This window comes from Parablautia muri (genome assembly GCF_009917485.1).
Classification (GTDB): Bacteria; Bacillota; Clostridia; order Lachnospirales; family Lachnospiraceae; genus Suilimivivens; species Suilimivivens muri.
In genome coordinates, this window is record NZ_QZDT01000004.1 from 12,947 (window position 1) to 31,336 (window position 18,390).

Sequence of the window (18,390 nt, forward strand, 5' to 3'; positions counted from 1 at the left end):
AATTCAGACGGTATATGGCGATGATATGAAATGTGCTACAGAGCAGGAATGGGGGTAAGATATGAAAAGAGAAGATTTGAAAGCTTTACTGGAAGATATGTCCCTGCAGGAAAAGGTCGATCAGATGATGCAGTTAATGGGAGTGTTTTATCTGGATGACGCGGAGGGCGTCTTAACAGGACCGGCAAGGCAGCTGGGCGTAGGGGAGGAAGACTTTTGGATGGCAGGATCCATTTTGGGAACCTACGGGGCGGAGCAGCTTATGGCGATTCAAAGGAAGTACATGGAAAAGCAGCCTCATCATATTCCCATGTTGTTTATGATGGATGTGATTCATGGGATGAAGACCATATTTCCCATGCCGCTAGCCCAGGGGGCAACCTTTGAGCCGGAGCTTTCCGGTAAGTGTGCATCGGCAGCGGCGAAGGAAGCTGCAGTAAGCGGACTCCATGTGACCTTTAGTCCAATGGTGGATTTGGTCAGGGATGCCAGGTGGGGCCGGGTGATGGAGTCTACCGGTGAGGATCCTTACTTGAACGGCTTATTTGCAAAAGCGCAGGTGGAGGGTTTTCAGGGAGATGATATGGGTAAGCCCTACAAGGTATGCTCCTGTGTGAAGCATTTTGCTGCCTATGGCGGGGCCCAGGCCGGCCGGGATTACAATACTGTGGAGCTAAGTGAGCACACACTGAGAGAGTTTTATCTGCCTTCTTATAAAGCAGGGATTGATGCAGGTGTGGGAATGGTAATGACCTCCTTTAATACGGTGAATGGCATTCCTGCCAGCACAAATCGCTGGCTGATGCGGGATATTTTGCGGGGTGAGATGGGCTTTGACGGCGTTTTGATTTCTGATTTTTCGGCTATTTTGGAGACCGTTGCACATGGACACAGTGAGGATGAAGCAGACGCCGCAAAGAAGGCATTGGAAGCCGGTGTAGATATCGATATGATGACCAGCGTATATGCCGCAAATTTGTGCAGACTGGTGGAGGAAGGAACGGTCAGCGAAGCTCTGATTGATGAAAGTGTAATGAGGATATTGGAGTTGAAAAATAAGCTTGGATTGTTTGAAAATCCATATAAGGACGCCAATTCGGAGGAAGAAAAAACCATTATTTTATGTGACGAACATAGAAAGCTGGCCAGAGAAGCAGCTGGAAAATCCTTTGTACTGCTAAAAAATGAGGGACTTTTGCCTATTGATATGGGGAAAAAGGCAGCTTTTGTAGGGCCTTATACTAACTGCAAAGAAATCATCAGCAGCTGGGCGGTAACGGGGGATACTTCCGCTTGCGTGACAATTGAAGAAGCGGCAAAAGAGGTATTTGACCTTACCCGAACCTCATTCCATCAGGGATGCCAGATACTGGCGAATGACTATCACCTAACCGGTTTTGGTAATTTGGGTGAATCGGTTCCCAAGGAGCTTTCAGAGGAAGAACAAAAGAAAATGTTTGAGGAAGCGCTTACAGCAGCCAAGGAAGCGGACCTTGTGGTTATGCCTCTTGGAGAGCATTTTCTGCAAAGTGGGGAAGCAACCAGCCGGGCTATGATTGATATACCGGAAATTCAAATGAATCTTTTTAGGGAAGTGGCCAAGGTAAATGATAATATAGTGGTGGTGCTTTTTAATGGGAGACCTTTGGATTTGCGGGAAATCAGTAAAACAGCTAAAGCAATCTTGGATGTATGGTTCCCAGGTACAGAAGGGGGACATGCGATTGTGGATGCATTGACCGGAAAAATAAATCCGTCCGGAAAGCTGCCTATGAGTTTTCCTTATTGTGTGGGTCAGGTGCCTGTACATTATAATGAATATGCCACTGGCCGGCCGAATCTTGAAGGGATGCAGGAGAGATTTAAATCAAAATATATTGATATTCCTAATGAGCCGTTATATCCTTTTGGGTATGGACTAAGCTATACTAATTTTGAAATTTCGCCTGTGACGATTAGCAAAGATATAGTAACGGATGGACAGTCGATTAAGGCAAGTGTGACGGTGAAAAATATAGGGCAAGTGGAAGGAACAGAGGTTATTCAGCTCTACATTCAGGATGTGGCAGCCAGTGTAGTGCGTCCGGTGAAGGAGCTGAAAGGATTTGAAAAGGTAAAGCTTTGTCCGAATGAGGAAAAGCAGGTAGAATTTACAATTGATGAGCCAATGCTTCGATTCCTTCGGGCGGACGGCACGGTGGGAAGTGATGAAGGTAAATTCCGAATTTGGATTGGTAGCAATAGTGATACGAAGAATGAGGCAGTATTCAACTGCCGGAAGTAGGATAAAATAAATGGGATCGAACACGGTCATAATTTGCAAACCAGCTCATGAATAAGGATTAGGAATAAAAAGCTCCGGCATAATAAACCATGCCGGAGCGAGTTTTTGTAATCGATGAACTGACACAAGAAGTACGATAGTGCCTGTATTCTATTTGAACATTACAGACTCTATATCACTTGAGAAGCCATCCATGTTGGTAGGCAGCCATGCAACCTTTTCTTTGCCGCTTACGTCAACTTTAAGCTTTTCACAGGTAACAGTGATTTCGGAAGCTTCTGCACTGGGCTCCATAGCAGCAAGCCCACTTACGAAATCTTTTATGTACTGCTGCATATAAGAATTGAATACATCCATATCACCGTTAGCAATAGCCATCTGATCTTCTTCGGTAAGGCTGTCGGTCATCGTTGTAGCAGCGTCCATCATAATCTGAGTCATCTCATCATATGAAAAACCATTTACCTTCAATGTAACAATTGTCTGGTCTCCACTTTCAGATGTAATTTCTGCGGTGTAGGTAATCTTGCCGAGCATGGTCATCATGGAATCGCTAAGCTCCTGCACATCTTCTTCAGAAAGCTCTACACCTGCGCTGGAAAGCTGATCCTTTAATTCGTCTAGCAGCTCAACATTGGCGCCTTCCTCAAAGAAAGCACTGGACACATCTTCCTCAGAAGCAAATCCCAATAAATCTTTCATGGGAGCAGCATTGTTCTTTGCTGCAAGCTCAAACAGAGCACCTACGGTTTGATCAGCCGGAGCTAACTTTTCGCCACAACCGGTCAGAGGCATGCACATTACAGCGACCGCTGCAACCACAGCCAGAATTTTCTTGAATTTTTTCATAATAATTCCAAATTCTCCTTTCTTTTTGCATTGAAATGCAATACTTAGTATAATACGTTTTTTTGATAGTGTAAATAGAATATAAGTAAAAAAAAGATAAACTTTTTTTAAGATGGAGTTGAAAGAGCATACCAAAAAGCGTTTTCTTTGTACTTGCAATTATGAGTTTCTTCTATTATGATAGTGATTAGATACACAACTGACGGAAACAGGAAATGCCTGGGTAGGACAACCTACAGGGAGTGTATTGTAAGGAATGAGCCGACCGTCTGGGCAGCCCTGATACAGGTATGTCCGGGCGTTTTTTATGCACAGGGGTGCGCAATATATATTACTGCTTCGCAGCACGCACCCCACGCGGCGAGTAGAGAAAGAAATCTTCCCTATTCGATTTAGGAATAGATAATAGTGAAAGATTGTAAGGACAAAAATTTTGTTAAGGAGGAAGCGGAGGATGGAGATGTTATCACTTGCCAGGGAGCTTGCGGAAAATGCATATCCAGGAAGGGGAATTGTAATAGGCAGGTCAAAGGACAAAGCAAATGCTGTAACAGCTTATTTTATTATGGGAAGAAGCTCTAACAGTCGTAACCGTATTTTTTCGGTGGATGGAGAAGGCATAAGGACAGAGGCCTTTGATCCTTCTAAGCTGGAGGATTCCAGTCTTATTATTTATGCGCCAGTTAGAGTGTCAGGGCATAGAACCATTGTCACAAACGGAGATCAGACAGATACGATTTATGAGGGATTTGAAAAGGGGCTTACTTTTGAGCAGTCCTTGAGAAGCCGCGAGTTTGAGCCGGACGGACCTAATTATACACCTAGAATTTCGGGGGTTATGCAGATAGAGGATGGGAAATATGCTTATGCCATGTCTATTTTAAAGAGTAACAATGGCAATCCGAAGGGCTGTAATAGGTACACCTACACCTATGAAAATCCGGCAGCAGGAGAAGGGCGATTTATCCATACATATCTACATGACGGAAATCCCCTGCCAAGCTTTGCGGGAGAGCCTAAGTTGGTGGAGATTACAGGAGATATTGATGAATTTACGTCTCTGGTCTGGAACAGCTTAAATGAGGAAAATAAGGTGTCTTTGTTTGTGAGATATATTGATATTGCAACAGGGACGTATGAAACACGCATTGTAAATAAAAACAAATAATCTTATGCAATGTTAACTTTTAGATGTAAGCATAAATTTGCTGGCTATTGCCCAAAATGGAGGATTATATGAACGAAATTCAATTAAAATATGGATGCAACCCGAATCAAAAGCCGTCTAAAATTTTTATGGAGGATGGAAGTGACTTACCAGTTACGGTGTTAAATGGCAAACCAGGCTACATTAATTTTTTGGATGCTTTGAATGGATGGCAGCTGGTAAAGGAGTTAAAGGCTCTTACAGGATATCCGGCAGCAGCTTCTTTTAAGCATGTCTCACCGGCAGGGGCGGGAATTGGACTTCCCCTGACCGATACGCTGGCTAAGATTTACTGGGTAGATGACCTTGGGGAGCTTTCACCTCTTGCGTGTGCCTATGCCAGGGCAAGGGGCGCTGACAGAATGTCCTCTTTTGGGGATTTCATTGCACTGTCTGATGCATGTGACGAGGATACGGCAAGACTTATAAAAAGAGAGGTATCTGACGGCGTGATAGCACCAGGCTACACGAAAGAGGCATTGGCACTTTTGATGGAAAAGAAGAAAGGGAGTTATAATATCATACAGATAGATGCTGCGTACAAACCGAATCCGATTGAGAGAAAGCAGGTATATGGAGTTACTTTTGAGCAGGGGAGAAATGAGCTGTCTGTTGACGATGATTTGCTTTCCAATATTGTCACAAATAATAAGGAATTGCCGAGCAGTGCAAAGACCGACATGCAGATTGCGCTGGTAACACTTAAATATACACAGTCTAATTCTGTATGCTATGTAAAGGATGGACAGGCCATTGGAATTGGAGCTGGGCAGCAGTCCAGAATACATTGCACCAGATTAGCAGGACAGAAGGCGGATAATTGGTATCTGCGTCAGGCACCACAAGTACTAGAGCTTCCGTTTTTAGATAAATTAGGACGGGCCGACAGAGATAACGCAATTGATGTTTATATTGGGGACGAATACGAGGACATTCTTCGAGATGGAGAGTGGCAGAAGCGTTTTAAAGAAAAGCCGCCTGTCTTTACAAGAGAGGAAAAAAGAGCATGGCTTAATGGAAATAAAAATGTGACTTTAGGGTCAGATGCATTTTTCCCGTTTTCTGACAATATTGAGAGAGCATATAAAAGTGGTGTAAAATATATTGCCCAGCCCGGCGGATCTGTCCGGGATGACCTTGTAATAGAGTGCTGTGATAGGTATGATATGGTGATGGCGTTTACCGGTATCAGATTGTTCCATCATTAAGAGTGTTTTGGAGAAGGAAAATGGAGGACAACAGGGGAAGACCTACAAGCAAAGAATTGTAAGGAAAAGCAAGCTTATAATGCACTGATGATGGAAAATTTATTTTTATTTTATTGATTTGTGAGAAATATTTAAGATGCATAAATTTGGTAAATGTAGTATAGTAATACTTGAAAATTGAGTGGTTTTACAGGTTGAAATAAGGAAGGGTGATAGAGATGGCCTTTTGCATTATTACGGATTCCGCTTCCGATGTGCCGGAAAGTGTGATAAAAGAGTATAACTTATACGTGATGCCGACTCCTGTTACGATTGAAGGGAAGGATTACTTTGATGGTGATACTATCTTTCCCGATCAGTTCTATGAAATTCAAGCCTCCGGCAAGGAGATAAAAACGTACCATATTAATCAATATATGTTTTATGAGCATTTTTTGCCCTTTGCAAAAAGGGGAGATGAGGTATTGTACCTGTGCTTTTCCACTGGAATTGCGGGAACCTACAATGCGGCTAAACTGGCATATGAGCAGGTGCTTGAGGAATATCCGGATTTCAAGGTCACGATTATTGATACAAAATGTGCATCTGTGGGATATGGTCTGGTGGCAGAGAGAGTCCTTCGCATGCAAAAAAATGGTGCGTCTAAGGAGCTTTTGATTGAGGCTGCAAAGTTCTTTTGTGAGCATATGGAGCATGCCGTTACGGTGATGGAGCTTGAATATCTGTTTAAGGGAGGAAGGCTGAGCAGGACCTCTTTTTTGGCAGGTACGGTGCTTGATATTAAGCCGATAATTGTTGTAGATGACAATGGATCTTTAAAAGCAGTGGAGAAGGTACGTGGCTGGAAGAAGGCGCAAAAGAGAATACTGGATATGGTGGGTGAGAAAGGGAAAAATCTGGAAAATCAAGTGGTAGGCGTCTGCTATGGCATGGACCGGGAAGCTTACGAATCTATCAAGAAAGAGCTTGTGGACAGGTATCACGTGAAGGGATTTCTGGAAGGACGAGTAGGCTGTGCTATTGGCGCTCATACAGGTCCTGGAATTTTGGGAATTGTTTTTTTGAATGAGACAAGGGATAAATACGAAGAATATTTAAATTAGAAAAATGTCTGAAATACGGCTTTTTCATCAGCATACTTACACTTATTTTTATGAGTGTTCTTGTCTAAGAAGACAGGAAAGTGCGAGTTTGCAGGGATAGCAGAAACGAGGTATTCATATGCTGGAAGTAAGGAATTTGGTATTCCATCCGCTGGAAAACGGTGTGGAAAAATGCATTATAGAAGATATAAGCTTTGCAGTAGAAGATGGAGAAATGCTGGTGATTACCGGTCCTAATGGTGGGGGAAAATCTACTCTTGCTAAGCTCCTGATGGGAATTGAAAAGCCGGATGAAGGAAGTATTTTAATGGATGGCGTGGATATTACTGGCTGCAGTATTGCCCAGAGGGCAAATACAGGGATTGGGTTTGCTTTTCAGCAGCCTCCAAGGTTTAAAGGGATGACAGTAAAAAGGCTGCTTTCCCTGGCAGCGGGATATGAGCTGCCTGAAAATAAATGCTGCGATTATTTAAGCGGTGTGGGACTTTGCGCCAGGGAATATTTAAACCGCGAGGTGGACAATACTCTTTCGGGCGGAGAGATGAAGCGGTTAGAGATTGCAACTGTTCTTGCCAAGCCCCATAAATTATGTATTTTTGACGAACCGGAGGCTGGAATTGACCTTTGGAGCTTTTCTATGTTGGTGAAGCAATTTGAACAGCTTCATGCGGATAAAAAGGAAAGTCTTATTTTGATTTCTCATCAGGAGAGAATTATACGTATGGCAGACCGGATTATGGTGGTCAAGGATGGGAAGATAGAGACTCTAGATGCGCGGGAGAGGGTTTTGCCGAATCTTGTCAATGATGATACGGGCTGTGCCTGTATGAATCCGGCTCACAGGGCATCGTAAGATGGGCTTTGCAATTACCTAAATGAATGTATGAAAGAAAGAGGAAAGTAAAGTGGCAGATATAGATCAGGTGACAGAGTCTATTTTGGAAAAAATAGACAGCGAGGGTTTTAAGCAGGAAGGCGCTTATAACCTGCGGTATAACGGATATGCCCTTTGCCATGGGGATACGCAGCATATTAAAATCAAGCGGAAGGAAGACAGGCAGGGAATTGATGTTTATATAAGCGGCGAGACGAAGGGAGAACAGGTGCATATTCCGGTAGTGGTTGCCGCTTCAGGCATAACGGACCAGGTATATAACGATTTTTATGTTGAGGAAGGCGCTCAGGTGACGATTGTGGCCGGATGCGGCATTCACAACAGTGGCTGCAATGACAGCCGTCATGATGGGATTCACACTTTCCACATAGGGCCGAATGCCAATGTGCGCTATGAGGAGAAACATTACGGCGAGGGAGAAGGAACCGGAGCCAAAATTTTAAATCCGGTGACAAAAATCATCATGGAAAAGGATTCCGTTTTCACCCTTGATACGGCGCAGATTAAAGGAGTGGATTCCACAAAGCGTGAAACAGAAGTGGAGATGGGAGAAGGAGCAAAGCTGTTTGTGGTTGAAAAGCTTATGACCCATGACAAGCAAAGTGCCGTTTCCAATATGGATATTTATTTAAATGGGGCCGGAAGCTCCGCACAGATCACCTCCCGTTCTGTGGCAAGAGGGGAATCTTCCCAGACTTTTCATCCTAAGGCTATCGGAAATGCGCTCTGCCATGCCCATATCCAATGTGATTCTATTATTATGGACAAGGCACAGGTATGCTCAATTCCTGAGATTGATGCGAAGCATGTGGACGCCGCTATTATACATGAGGCGGCTATTGGAAGAATCAACAGCGAACAGCTGATAAAGCTTAACACCTTCGGCCTGAGCGAGGAGGAGGCCGAGGCAGTGATTATCGAGAACTTTTTAGCTTAGGAACTGTTAAGATTCATTCTTTAACAGCATCTTAGATCATGTTTGCGCCATAAACATGTTCCGGGGAGCAGAGGCAGTCTTGCAAAATTTTAGAAATATGATTGCGGCAGGAGATATGAGATGGGGAAATTACTTGTTTATTTAAAAGATTATAAAAAAGAAAGTGTATTGGGGCCTCTTTTTAAATTATTGGAGGCCTCTTTTGAGCTTATTGTCCCTTTAGTGGTAGCATCTATGATTGATGTGGGGATGACAAACGGGGATAAGGGATACATCATAAAAATGTGTCTGGTTATGACGGCTTTTGGCTTAATTGGTCTGATTTGCTCTGTGACAGCGCAGTACTTTGCGGCCAGGGCAGCAGTGGGATTTGCAACAAGGCTGCGGCATGAGCTGTTTGCACATGTACAAAAGCTCTCCTTTTCGCAGATGGACAGTGAGGGAACTTCCACTTTGATAACCAGGATGACCAGTGACATAAATCAGGTGCAGTCAGGTGTGAATCTGGTGCTGCGCTTGTTTTTGCGTTCACCTTTTATCGTGTTTGGAGCTATGATTATGGCTTTTACGGTTGATGTTAAGGCTGCGCTTATTTTTGTGGTAGTAATTCCTGTTCTTTCTATTATTGTTTTTGGTATTATGCTTGTAAGTATTCCGCTTTTTAAGAAGGTACAGGCCAGGTTAGATGGAGTGCTTGGAATTACAAGGGAAAATCTTACCGGTGTCAGGGTCATCCGTGCCTTTGGGGAGGAAGAAGGAGAAATCCGAAAGTTTGATGGGGAAACGGATGCTTTAAAGCACATGCAGATGCTTGCCGGAAGGATTTCCGCATTAATGAATCCGCTTACATATATTGTAATCAATGGAGGATTGATTGCGCTTATTTATGTGGGAGCGGTGCGTGTGGAGGCAGGAATTTTAAGCCAGGGACAGGTGGTTGCCCTGGTAAATTATATGTCTCAAATATTGGTGGAACTGGTAAAGCTGGCTAATTTGATTATTACTGTTACTAAGGCAGTTGCATGTGGAAACAGAATAGAAGGTATATTTGAAATTCCGGCTGGGCTTAAGGAAACAGGCCTTACAGATACAAGCAAAAACCAGTCAGTGGACGGTGCAAAGCAGGAAAAGGGCACGGTAGAATTTGACCATGTGAGCCTGCGCTATCATGAAGGAGGGGAAGAAGCCCTTACGGATATCCACTTTAAGGCCCAAAGAGGCGATACCATTGGCGTAATCGGCGGTACAGGTTCCGGCAAATCCTCACTGGTGAATTTAATTCCCCGTTTTTATGATGTGGAGAAGGGCAGTGTTAAGATTGACGGTGTGGACGTAAGAGAGTATCCCCTTACCGGTCTGCGCGATAAGATTGGCGTTGTGATGCAAAAGGCGGTACTGTTTGAAGGGACAATTCGGGAAAATCTCCTTTGGGGCAACGAGAATGCAAGCGAGGATGAGCTTTGGGAGGCGCTGCGGACAGCCCAGGCAGAGGAATTTGTGCTGCAGAAAGAAAAGAAATTGGATGAAAAGGTGGAACAGGAAGGGCGAAACCTTTCAGGCGGCCAAAAACAAAGGCTCTCCATTGCAAGAGCCCTTGTAAAAAAGCCGGAAATTCTTATTCTGGATGACAGCGCATCGGCACTTGATTATGCAACGGATGCGGCACTTAGGAAATCCATCAAAGAGATGCCGGGGGAAACTACGGTATTTATCGTGTCGCAAAGGGCCTCCTCTTTGCTCCATGCAGATACGATTATTGTATTAGATGACGGTAATGTGGCGGGAATGGGAACCCATGAGGAGCTGCTTCAGAGCTGCCAGGTTTATCAGGAAATCTATTACAGCCAGTTTGAGAAAAAAGAGGGGGTAGGAGCATGAAAGGAGATAAAAAGAATACAAAGCAAAAAGAAACCCTCATCAAGGTATTAAAATATATTAAGCCACATGGATTTTTGATGACGCTTACGATTTTGATGGCGGTTGTTTCTGTGGTTCTTACTTTGTATCTTCCGATTTTAACAGGTGATGCGGTGGATCGAATTGCTTATATTTTTGACCCGTCAGAGTTGAGCGTAGATCTGGGTGTGATCTGGGTAGGCCTATTTGGCATTTTAAAGAAAATGGCAGTCGTAGTAGCGCTGACAGTAATGGCGCAGTGGATTATGAATATCTGTAATAACCAGATTGTATATAATATTATTCAGGATATCAGGAAAAAGGCATTTCGGAGAATTGAGGAACTCCCTCTTAAATATTTGGACGCTCACGCCCATGGAGATATTGTAAGCAGGGTGGTTGCGGATGTGGACCAGTTTGCGGATGGCCTTTTGATTGGATTTACCCAACTGTTCACAGGCGTGGTTACCATTTTAGGAACATTAGGTTTTATGCTTTCGGTGAATGTGGGTATCACTGCCGTAGTGGTGATTATTACGCCCGTATCCTTATTTGTGGCGAGCTTTATCGCAAAAAAAACTTTCAGTATGTTTCAGCTGCAGTCAGAGACCAGAGGGGAGCAGACTGCGCTGATCAATGAAATGATTGGGAATCAGAAGGTGGTACAATCCTTTAACCGGGAAGGTAAAACCTTAGAGAAGTTTGATGAAATCAACGGCAGACTGGAAAAGTGCTCTCTGCGTGCGATTTTCTTTTCCTCCCTGACCAATCCCTGTACCCGTTTTGTGAACAGCGTGGTTTATACGGGGGTAGGGCTTACCGGTGCTTTTGCAGTGCTAAGCAGAGGACTTAGCGTTGGACAGCTAACCTGTTTCCTTTCTTATGCAAATCAATACACTAAGCCGTTTAATGAAATATCCGGAGTGATCACAGAGCTGCAAAATGCCCTTGCATGTGCGGCGAGGATATTTGAACTGATTGAGGAAGAAGCCCAGGTGCCGGATGGGGCTGATGCTGTGACACTTAAGGACGTAAAGGGAGAAGTAGGAATAAAAGATGTTTCTTTTTCCTATGTGCCTGATAAGAAATTGATTGAAAACTTGAATCTGAATGTAAATCCGGGACAGAGAATTGCAATTGTCGGGCCTACGGGCTGCGGTAAGACTACCATAATCAATCTGTTGATGCGGTTCTATGACGTGGATAAGGGCAGTATTTCGGTGGACGGCAATGAAATCAAAAATATTACGCGTCAATCCTTAAGAACCTCTTACGGTATGGTTTTGCAGGATACCTGGTTAAAGCGGGGAACCATCTGGGATAATATTGTGGTAGGAAAGCCTGATGCCACAAAGGAGGAAGTGACAGCGGCTGCAAAGGCCTCCCACGCCCACAGCTTTATCAAGCGCCTTCCCAATGGGTATGATACGGTAATTGGAGAGGACGGAGGAAGCTTATCAGGAGGGCAAAAGCAGCTCCTTTGTATTACAAGAGTAATGCTCAGCCTGCCGCCTATGCTGATACTGGACGAGGCGACCTCCTCCATTGATACCAGAACGGAGATCAAGATTCAGAAAGCATTTGCAACGATGATGGAGGGGAGAACCAGCTTTATTGTAGCCCACAGATTATCCACGATTCAGAATGCGGATGTGATACTGGTTATGAAGGACGGGCATATTATTGAGCAGGGAAATCATCAGGAATTGCTTGCAAAAAAAGGGTTTTATGCGGAATTGTATAACAGCCAGTTTGCGATTGCATAGTAGTGATTGAGAATAAGCCTGGAAGTAAATTTTCAAACTTCCAGACATGCCGCTTTACAGGTGGCACAAATATCCGGCGTAGCATTGCAAGCACAGCTTGCGATGTGTAAAGGCAAAAAATGGAGGGATAATCATTATGGTAAAACACATTATTTTATGGCAGATTAAGGATGAGTTTTCAGAGGATGAAAAAAGAAAGATAAGAGAAGATGTAAAAGCCGGACTTGAAGGCCTTGCCGGACAGATACCGGGGCTTTTGAACATTCATGTACAGACGGAATATCTGTCAACTTCAAATGCAGATATGATGTTATATTCGGAATTTACAGATGAAGCAGCACTTAAAACTTATGCAGGTCATCCCTTGCATGTAGCGGTGGCAGATGGAAAGGTTAGGCCGTTTGTTAAGAGCAGAGTATGTATGGATTATGATGCATATTAATATGCTTTAGACAATGAGTGAAATTTAACTGGATGCGAAGTAGGTTATGCAAACAATAGATATGTTGGGCAGTTTATAAGGAAGAAATGATGCGTGAGGATGCTTATAAAATTATCAAAAGAACAATAGCTGATTGTATGCCAGATACAGCGGTACAAAATGCACTTAAGGATTTTAAGCTTTCAGGCAGGGTTTATGTGGCAGCTATTGGAAAGGCCGCGTGGGTAATGGCAAAAGCTGCCGCTGACTTTTTGGGAAACCGGCTGGAAAAAGGGGTTATTGTAACAAAGTATGAACATACGAAAGAGATGTTGGATAGGTTTGAAATCATAGAAGCAGGGCATCCTACTCCGGATGAAAATTCTATTTTGGGTGCGCATAAGGTGATAAAGCTGTTAGAGCAGGCGGCCGGAGAAGATACAGTTCTTTTTTTATTATCAGGAGGAGGTTCGGCTTTGGTGGAAGTACCGATGGAAGGGCTTTTACTTTCTGACATTCAGAAAATGACAAAGCAGCTTCTTTTCTGTGGAGCCAGGATTACAGAGATAAATGTGATCAGGAAAAAACTGTCCGCAATAAAGGGCGGAAAGCTTGCAGGATATATCCACGGAGCAAAGGCATATTCGATTATTCTTTCCGATATTATCGGCGAAAACGAGGATATGATTGCTTCAGGGCTGACATATCCAGATGATTCAACCGTGGAAGATGTGAGATGTCTGCTTGAAAAGTACAAGCTGGAGACGGATGAAAAGGTAGAAAGGATTTTGCTAAACAGTAGTCCATGTAAGGATGTGTGTGTTGAAAACCATGTGGTAGGAAGTGTTAAGGAGCTCTGTCAGGCAGCTGCAGTACATGCGAAGGAGTTAGGGTATGAGCCTTATATTCTTACAACTTCTATGGAGTGTGAAGCGAAAGAGGCAGGGAAATGGATTACGTCAAAGGAGCATAGAAAGCGTTCGGCACCTTTTGCAGTGATTGCAGGAGGTGAGACGGTAGTAAAGGTAACGGGAGGCGGCCTGGGTGGGCGCAACCAGGAACTGGCACTTTATGCCGCGAAAGAATTAGCAGGTCAAAAAGATGTACTGCTTTTTTCTATAGGGTCGGATGGAACAGATGGGCCGACAGATGCGGCAGGGGGCATTGTAGATGGAGAAACTGTATATAAGCTGAAGGAAATAGGGGTTGATGTGGAAGAAGCTCTGCGAAATCATGATTCCTATCACGCGTTACAGAAAGTAAACGGCTTGGTGATAACCGGTCCGACTGGTACCAATGTAAATGATGTGACCGTGCTTTTGTGTAAAAATGAATGAAAAGGAAAACAAAACTGACATTCACTTTTTTATTACAATACGCCGGAACGCAAAGAGAGGCAGCGTTTGCTGGAATGTCAGTTTTTAAATGGAATCATTTTGTAACTATTCAGCCAGGTCTGTGCATTTACTGCACAGATCGTGGGAATATGATTAGGGAGTGCAAAATCCCATCGCCAAAGGCGATTTTTCATATAATACGGTTTTTAAATATTCGGTAAGTATTTTAGCGGACTGTTCATGGGATTTAGGGCCGGGATGGCATCTAGAACCCACGGTTTCATCGGTAGTATTAGGGAGCTGTAAGAAGGATACATTTTTATCTTTCATCTGCTTTTGATATTCACTGACAGCTTCCGCAATGGGAAGTGTTAATTCATAGCCGGCCATTCCATATGCCCATATGATAAAGGCTTTTGGATTGTTTCTACGGATGGTGGAGAGAAAATCAATGATAGCCTGCTTTAATCGATTAAGGTCTGACGGATCATAAGAACCATCTGGCAGGAGATGTTGTTGAAAGGATTCACCGGTTACAGGATCCTGCCATGCCGGCTGATAGAAGGCACTGGCATCATTTGTTCCCAGATTAATAATAACGGCATCGGGCTGCCAGGAGGAAAAAGAATAGGGCTTTAAGGCGCCTAATTTTTGATTGGTTTCTCCCTTTAAAAGTCCGCAGATTTTTTCATAGCAGGAGGGGAGATTTTCGTAAGGTTTATTATCCCAGCTGCAAAATACGCCCCAACCGCCTTGGGAAAGCAGGCGATAATCTGCATCTATAGCCTCTGAAACCATTACAGCATAATTTTTACTGGAGCTCATAAACATGGGTATCCAGTCGTCTTCTTGTTTAGCACCATAGGTTCCTTCGCCTGAGGTAATGCTGTCACCGATAAATTCCAGTTTATAGGTTCTGTCAGGAACAGGGAAAAAGGATCCGTCTGAATAAAAGCCGTGGATAAGCAAATGATTGGCATTGTCCTCACTCATTGCTTGCAATTCTCGGAAAAACCGAATATTTTTTATGGAATCCGTGCTCATATTACGAAACAGGCATAGTTTATATCGCCCTGCCATAAGCATTTGCCTGCTGATAAAAGCGCCATTTAAAGAATACCCTGACCAGGGTTCATGGACATCGAAATCTACCTCAAGGTCAATCCAAAGTTCCGAACCCGTAACATTTACCTCCACTGCGCTTCCGTTCCAGAACAGAGGGAGAGGGCTTTGGGTTTCATCAGTTCTACCGTGGATTTTGCATTCTATTTCCTGTAAAGAATAATATTTCAGATTATTATTTTCAGTCATTTTTTCCTCCATTTTCCCCTTTGCTGAGAACGGGGCCAGTCAGTTCTCTCATTAATAAAAAGAAATCATAATATGTAAACACTTATTGTACAGGATCAGCCTGTTTTAAAAAGCTTATGGTGAGTACGCCATCTTTGGTAGTGGCATTTATTCCAATGGAATAATCAAAATTGTTGGTGAAGGTCAAATCCTTATAACCTTCTACGATTGCGGCATCCAATCCAGTGGGTACATAGTCTACTGGCAGAGAATGAGCATAGCGCTGTGTAGGCGGAATATATGCAAGTAGCATAGCTACGTAAATTGTAGAGGAAACCTGGCAAATACCACCGCCTACGCTTGAAACAACTCGTCCACTGGCGAAGGAGGGAGCTACTACATAACCATTGGCAATGGTCCTGGTGCCGATGGAATTGCTGAAGGAGAATTTTTCTCCTGGCCTAACAACCATACCGTTTATACGGGCAGCAGCTAATTCTACATTAATAGCTCTATCTTCTGTGACATCATACGTGGTGGAATAGGAGGAAAGAACACCTGCAGGAAATTCTGCTCCTTTTTTAAATGCTGCAATACGATCTTCCTCCTGACCAATAGAAATATAATGAAGATAATATTTGCTTAAATCCTTTACGCCATAAACGGGAAGAAGGTCAAGGTTATTTTGCATATATGCCTTTACCTGAAAAGAAGAATTTCCGTTTCGGCCTTCCTTCATACCAATTGCTGTGAAATGTTTAAGCAGCGCATTAGGGTCATTTCCAACGGTTTGTTGCAAATCAGGGTATGTATTATAGTAGTAATTTGCATCAAATACGGGAGAATAGTCTATAGGATTTTCATTTGCGGCAGTGGACGGAATAAAAAAGGACAGGGTGCAGACAAAGGTAAGAAGCAAAGCAGCCATTTTTTTATGCTTCATTTTTCCAACATTGTTCCATGCCAGAATATTTTTTACAGGTTTAAAAGTTTTCATCACATTATCCTCCTCCTTAGTGGCTTACAGATTATCATTTTCATTACAGTTAAGGTAAACTGGGCTGCTATTTTCTTCATAAAATGTTAATAATTACAGGCAGCACAAAAGCGGGTGATGGGAATCGAACCCACGTGTCCAGCTTGGAAGGCTGGTGTTCTACCATTGAACTACACCCGCATGAGAGATATATTATATAATTTATTATTTCGTGCCCAGAACCGGAATCGAACCAGTGACACGAGGATTTTCAGTCCTCTGCTCTACCAACTGAGCTATCTGGGCAACTCCTTTTGTGGATAATTACTAACTACAACACATGAATTATTCTACAATTTAGACATGCAGTTTGTCAAGAACATTTTATCTCGTTTTGCTCGGAGTCGTAAGTGAGGGTGAGGGAAACGCCATCTTCTTTGTATGTATTGACGGGCAGCTGAATTTCGTAGCTGGTGCCCTCTGCATTTTCCAGCTTTAAAATCCATGGTGTGGCGGAAGCATCCTTGTAAATAATAAGTCCGGCCAGATATTGCCCCGGGGAAAGGCCCGAGGTATCTTCTAAAACGTCTGTGTTTTGGGAAACATTATCTTCACTGTAAAGTGCCAGGGCATGGAAAGTCATTTCCGTATTGTTTTGAAGGGTCAGAGGAATTTCCGTGAGTATGGCGGCGGTTTCCTGTTCTTGAATTGTGTTTATTTCATTTAGGTATTCCTCATAGGAATCTGTCAGGGAACTCATAGTATCTAACAGAACGTCAATTTCCTCGTCTTTTAATTCATTTAAATTGTGGGTTTCAATTTCTTTTACCTGCGCAGCTAAAGCAATCAGCGCCTGATCCAAAGAGTTGTCGGAAATGTGATTGTGTGCTTCTACCACTTCGTTATGCAGCTGGGTAAGGGCTGTGTATGCCTCCTGCGCCTGGGCAATTTTTTCTTCTGAAGGGCCGCAGCCGGTAAGGGTGATAGATAAGAAAACAGAAAGTATAAAAAATTTAATGACCCAATTATTTTTATGATGATTCATGAAAGCCTCCATACATATCGTGTAAACAAACAGTCAGATACAAAGTAAATACTTAATAACAATAACATATTCAAAATCTGTGTGCAATCGGCATTTCAAGGAAATTTTATAAGGCTTTGCTGCTGCGCATAGATTACAGGGCTTGACCTCTTTTTAGGTAATTGATATGATTCCATTATAGAGATTATGCAGGGGTGTGGGAAGGAAGAATGGAGAAGGCGTACCAACTGGAATTTTCCGGTAAAAAAACAGGGAGCTTATATTTAAATTGCTGTGGGATGTCCAAGACGGAGCCCTTTCACAGCTTTGGTCCGGCGATTAAGCCGCATTATCTGATTCACTTTGTGTTAAGCGGTAAGGGACGGTTTTCTATGGGCGGTAAGGAGTATTTGCTGGAGCGGGGGTGTGGGTTTTTGATACCCCCGGAGGAATTGGCTTTTTACCAGGCGGATGAAGAAAATCCCTGGACTTATGTGTGGGTAGGATTTTATGGAAGTATGGCGCGGGAACTGATTGGATCTATGGGGCTTTCTGTGGCAAGCCCGGTTTTTCAGTCTGATAAGGAGGAGGAATTTTATCAGGCTGTTACGGATATGATGGAACACAATACTTTTGGAATTGCCAATGAACTGCGCAGAAACGGGCAGCTTCAGCTATTTTTGTCCTTAATTGCGGAAAGTACGCATATTGAAGAAAAGGGAGAAGCAGACAGGGCGGATAATTATGTGCGGCGTGCCACAGAATTTATTTTGAACAATTACTGCAATCCAATCAAGGTTACAGATGTGGCAGATTATGTGTGTATTAACAGGAGCTATCTGTATACGCTGTTTAAGAATGCAATGGGTATTTCCCCCCAGCAGTTTTTAACGACCTTCCGCATTACAAAGGCGCAGGAGCTATTAGAGCTTACGGCGCTTCCGGTAGAAAGCATTGCCCTTTCCTGCGGATATTCAGATCCGCTGGTGTTTGCCAAATCATTTAAGCAGATAAAAAAGATGTCGCCGTCTGCATACAGGAAGGAAATGCAAAAGGGAGAAACAAGAAAAAACAAAGAACAGTTAAAACAGATTGAGGATTTTATTAATAAGATAATAAAATAAACAACTCATACTCCGTTTTAAGAGTCATAATAACAGATAACATTTTGACAGCATTACTTAACATGGCAGTATG

At 43.2% G+C, this 18,390-nt stretch carries 15 protein-coding genes, 2 tRNA genes and 1 riboswitch; of the genes, 11 read left to right on the forward strand and 6 right to left on the reverse strand.

From position 1 onward, the window contains the following. Window positions 1-61 precede the first annotated feature (61 nt). Window positions 62-2,284 carry a beta-glucosidase BglX gene (gene bglX / locus D5281_RS04075; protein ID WP_160558877.1) on the forward strand — a complete coding sequence of 741 codons (2,223 nt, stop codon included), beginning with the start codon at window positions 62-64 and terminating at the stop codon, window positions 2,282-2,284. 150 nt (window positions 2,285-2,434) lie between these two features. On the opposite strand, the gene D5281_RS04080 is transcribed toward bglX, so the two are convergent. Continuing rightward, window positions 2,435-3,133 (reverse strand): hypothetical protein, encoded by a 699-nt coding sequence (locus D5281_RS04080; RefSeq protein ID WP_160558878.1) that lies wholly within the window; start codon window positions 3,131-3,133, stop codon window positions 2,435-2,437. Between the two features lie 185 nt (window positions 3,134-3,318). Beyond that, a riboswitch (ZMP/ZTP riboswitch) is annotated at window positions 3,319-3,415 on the forward strand. A gap of 172 nt (window positions 3,416-3,587) precedes the next feature. On the opposite strand from D5281_RS04080, the gene D5281_RS04085 reads away from it, so the two are divergent. From D5281_RS04085 to D5281_RS04125, 9 genes are all read left to right on the forward strand, one after another. Then, a complete protein-coding gene (locus D5281_RS04085) occupies window positions 3,588-4,301 on the forward strand; it encodes an IMP cyclohydrolase (RefSeq protein ID WP_160558879.1) in 714 nt (237 codons plus the stop codon). 68 nt (window positions 4,302-4,369) lie between these two features. Beyond that, window positions 4,370-5,548, forward strand: coding sequence for a phosphoribosylaminoimidazolecarboxamide formyltransferase (locus D5281_RS04090; RefSeq protein ID WP_160558880.1), 1,179 nt, complete (start codon window positions 4,370-4,372; stop codon window positions 5,546-5,548). Window positions 5,549-5,766: 218 nt separating this feature from the next. Next, the gene (locus tag D5281_RS04095; RefSeq protein ID WP_160558881.1) at window positions 5,767-6,651 is read left to right on the forward strand and encodes a DegV family protein; all 885 of its coding nucleotides are present in this window, start codon (window positions 5,767-5,769) and stop codon (window positions 6,649-6,651) included. A 118-nt stretch (window positions 6,652-6,769) separates the two neighbouring features. Then, window positions 6,770-7,504, forward strand: a complete 735-nt coding sequence (locus D5281_RS04100; protein ID WP_160558882.1) for an ABC transporter ATP-binding protein — start codon at window positions 6,770-6,772, stop codon at window positions 7,502-7,504. Window positions 7,505-7,556: 52 nt separating this feature from the next. Beyond that, the gene (locus tag D5281_RS04105; RefSeq protein ID WP_330584814.1) at window positions 7,557-8,483 is read left to right on the forward strand and encodes a SufB/SufD family protein; all 927 of its coding nucleotides are present in this window, start codon (window positions 7,557-7,559) and stop codon (window positions 8,481-8,483) included. A 120-nt stretch (window positions 8,484-8,603) separates the two neighbouring features. Continuing rightward, entirely contained in the window at window positions 8,604-10,361 is a 1,758-nt protein-coding gene (locus D5281_RS04110; protein ID WP_160558883.1) for an ABC transporter ATP-binding protein, read from the forward strand. Beyond that, window positions 10,358-12,145 carry an ABC transporter ATP-binding protein gene (locus D5281_RS04115; protein WP_160558884.1) on the forward strand — a complete coding sequence of 596 codons (1,788 nt, stop codon included), beginning with the start codon at window positions 10,358-10,360 and terminating at the stop codon, window positions 12,143-12,145. Before D5281_RS04110 ends, D5281_RS04115 begins: the two co-directional genes overlap by 4 nt. Window positions 12,146-12,281: 136 nt before the next feature. Beyond that, the gene (locus tag D5281_RS04120; RefSeq protein WP_160558885.1) at window positions 12,282-12,587 is read left to right on the forward strand and encodes a Dabb family protein; all 306 of its coding nucleotides are present in this window, start codon (window positions 12,282-12,284) and stop codon (window positions 12,585-12,587) included. An 86-nt stretch (window positions 12,588-12,673) separates the two neighbouring features. After that, window positions 12,674-13,903, forward strand: a complete 1,230-nt coding sequence (locus D5281_RS04125; protein ID WP_330584817.1) for a glycerate kinase type-2 family protein — start codon at window positions 12,674-12,676, stop codon at window positions 13,901-13,903. Between the two features lie 153 nt (window positions 13,904-14,056). Here the strand turns inward: D5281_RS04125 and D5281_RS04130 are convergent, their stop codons facing one another. From D5281_RS04130 to D5281_RS04150, 5 genes are all read right to left on the reverse strand, one after another. Continuing rightward, window positions 14,057-15,214 (reverse strand): SGNH/GDSL hydrolase family protein, encoded by a 1,158-nt coding sequence (locus D5281_RS04130; protein WP_160558886.1) that lies wholly within the window; start codon window positions 15,212-15,214, stop codon window positions 14,057-14,059. An 82-nt stretch (window positions 15,215-15,296) separates the two neighbouring features. Next, a complete protein-coding gene (locus D5281_RS04135) occupies window positions 15,297-16,190 on the reverse strand; it encodes a VanW family protein (protein ID WP_160558887.1) in 894 nt (297 codons plus the stop codon). 109 nt (window positions 16,191-16,299) lie between these two features. Next, window positions 16,300-16,370, reverse strand: a tRNA-Gly gene (locus D5281_RS04140). Between the two features lie 32 nt (window positions 16,371-16,402). Next, a tRNA-Phe gene (locus tag D5281_RS04145) sits at window positions 16,403-16,475 on the reverse strand. Between the two features lie 67 nt (window positions 16,476-16,542). Then, complete coding sequence (locus D5281_RS04150; protein ID WP_160558888.1) at window positions 16,543-17,214, reverse strand: hypothetical protein; 672 nt, start codon at window positions 17,212-17,214, stop codon at window positions 16,543-16,545. A gap of 209 nt (window positions 17,215-17,423) precedes the next feature. Here D5281_RS04150 and D5281_RS04155 point away from each other — a divergent pair, with 209 nt between their 5' ends. Continuing rightward, window positions 17,424-18,317 (forward strand): AraC family transcriptional regulator, encoded by an 894-nt coding sequence (locus D5281_RS04155; protein ID WP_160558889.1) that lies wholly within the window; start codon window positions 17,424-17,426, stop codon window positions 18,315-18,317. The last annotated feature ends 73 nt before the right edge of the window (window positions 18,318-18,390 follow it).